This window comes from Thiohalocapsa halophila, assembly GCF_016583825.1.
GTDB lineage: Bacteria > Pseudomonadota > Gammaproteobacteria > Chromatiales > Chromatiaceae > Thiohalocapsa > Thiohalocapsa halophila.
The window spans coordinates 1-2,043 of the sequence record NZ_NRRV01000158.1 but is presented as its reverse complement, the minus strand read 5'-3'; the positions used below and the strand labels follow the sequence as shown (position 1 = coordinate 2,043).

General features: G+C 59.6%; 2 protein-coding genes. Both read right to left on the bottom strand.

Annotated elements, in window-relative coordinates:
• Window positions 1–308: 308 nt before the first annotated feature.
• Window positions 309–1,493 (bottom strand): pyridoxal phosphate-dependent aminotransferase, encoded by a 1,185-nt coding sequence (locus CKO31_RS25615; RefSeq protein WP_200243619.1) that lies wholly within the window; start codon window positions 1,491–1,493, stop codon window positions 309–311.
• 111 nt (window positions 1,494–1,604) lie between these two features.
• On the bottom strand, window positions 1,605–2,043 hold a 439-nt coding region (locus tag CKO31_RS25610; RefSeq protein ID WP_200243609.1), incomplete at its 5' end, for a TSUP family transporter.

Genomic DNA, 2,043 nt, shown 5'->3' with positions numbered 1-2,043 from the left:
ATTGGCGGAAGTGGCCACACCGACAGCCGGTACGGGGTGAGCCGACAAGATTGATTGAAACGGAGCCAGGGCGACTGCATGAGGGGGCAGGAACCCGCGGCTGTCGGATTCGCTAGGAGTTGGTCAAGAAGATTGGTCGGCGCAAAAGCCAAGCTGAGCACGCAGACTGGGGGCACGAGTACGGTTTGGCGCGACCGTCGGCGGCAAGGATGCCGCCGTCGAGGCTACCGAAGTCCTCTCTACCTACCGCGCTAGCCCGTGCCCGTGGACATGGCGTGGCCTCCTGCTGAGGAATCGAACGATACCCTTCAAGAAAGGGTCGCCGCGAGTCGCGTCATGGCGGTTTCGAGATTCTCCATGCTTGTGGCGAACGAGAGCCGAATGTGCCCCGGCGCTCCGAACGCCGACCCGGGCACAACCGCGACGTTCGCCTTCTCTATCAGCAGCTCGCTGAGTGCGACGTCCGTTGCGACACCAAGCCTTTCCATTGTCCGGTGGACGTCCGCGAAGATATAAAAGGTTCCGCTCGACGGCACACATCTTACACCTGTCATCCTCGCTAACCGGCTGAGAACGCAATCATGCCGTTGCTTCAGCACGGTCACCACCTCTCTCACGAAGGATTGATCCCCTTGTAACGCCGCAAGCGCAGCGTACTGTGCGATCGAGGTCGGATTCGATGTGCTCTGCGACTGGATTGCTTTCATCTTCTTGATGACTTGTTCCGGACCGGCGGCAAACCCAATCCGCCAGCCTGTCATCGCATAGGCCTTCGACACTCCATTGAGAATGAATGTCCGCTCATGAAGCTCGGGGCATGCGTTCAGGATGTTTACAAAAGGCTCGCTCCCCCAGAGCATGTGCTCATAGATGTCGTCGCTCGCAATCATCACCTGCGGGTTCGCCCGAAGGACGTCGGCGAGTGCCTCGAGCTCGTGGAGCGAATAATAGGCGCCGGTAGGGTTGCAGGGACTATTGAGCAGTAGCAGCTTGGTCTTGTCGGTGATTGCACCTTGGAGTTGTTCCGGGCGCAGCTTAAAGCCCTGCTCGATATCTGCACTGACGATCACCGGGATACCGCCGGCCAGCTTGACCATCTCCGGGTAGGAGACCCAATACGGTGCCGGAACCAAGACCTCGTCGCCGTCGTTGATGGTGGCTTGGACGAGGTTGTATATCGCCTGTTTACAGCCACAGGAGACGAGGACCTGCGACACCTCGTAGTGCAGGCCATTTTCTCGATCCAGCTTCGCGACGATGGCCCTTTTGAGCTCCGGGATGCCGTCGACGGCGGTGTATTTCGTAAGGCCCTGATCGATAGCCGCTTTCGCTGCGTCTTTGATGTGTGCGGGCGTGTCGAAATCCAGTTCACCGGTGCCCATACCGATGATGTCCTGTCCCGCCGCACGCATCTCCGTCGTGCGGGCATTGAGGGATGCGGTCGGAGACGCAGTCATCTCACGCACGCGGTCCGCGAGTTGGAGTTGTGTCATACGGAGTCTCCTCAGGCTAGAGGGTCGGCACCATGGTAGGTGCATAATTGCGGTCGAGGGAATCTGCCTCAGCACGGACTCGGCCGATTCGATGCATAGATTTGCGGCTCATCACGACAGGATGTCGTATATCAGCTTCGCGGCGAATAGCAGCGATACGATCGCGACGAGATACTTGACGAGGCGTTCGGACAGAAACCCGTGCATGGTCTTGTTTCCGCCGTACCCGGCGATGGCTGCCACAACGCCAATCGCCAGGATATACGGCAAAGCGGCGTACCCGCCAACGGCATAGGAGAGGAAGCCGGACAGGGACGAGAAAGGGACCGCGAGCGCGGTGATGACCGCAACCTTTTTCGCGTTACACCCCATCCATAACATCAACGCAGCAATCACACCACCTCCGCCGACCCCCAGTAGTCCGGAGAAGAGGCCGGCGGCAACGCCGATTCCCACGAGCTGGGCGAGGTTGGGGTGGATTTCGTTGCGGAAATCCCGACCGCCCGGCGCGGGTTTCTGCCGCAGCGCGTTGACTGCGACAAATACAAGG

Bases quoted from the DNA above. Each gene is read 5' to 3' on its own strand.
- CKO31_RS25615 (WP_200243619.1), bottom strand. From the start codon at position 1,493: ATGACACAACTCCAACTCGCGGACCGCGTGCGTGAGATGACTGCGTCT.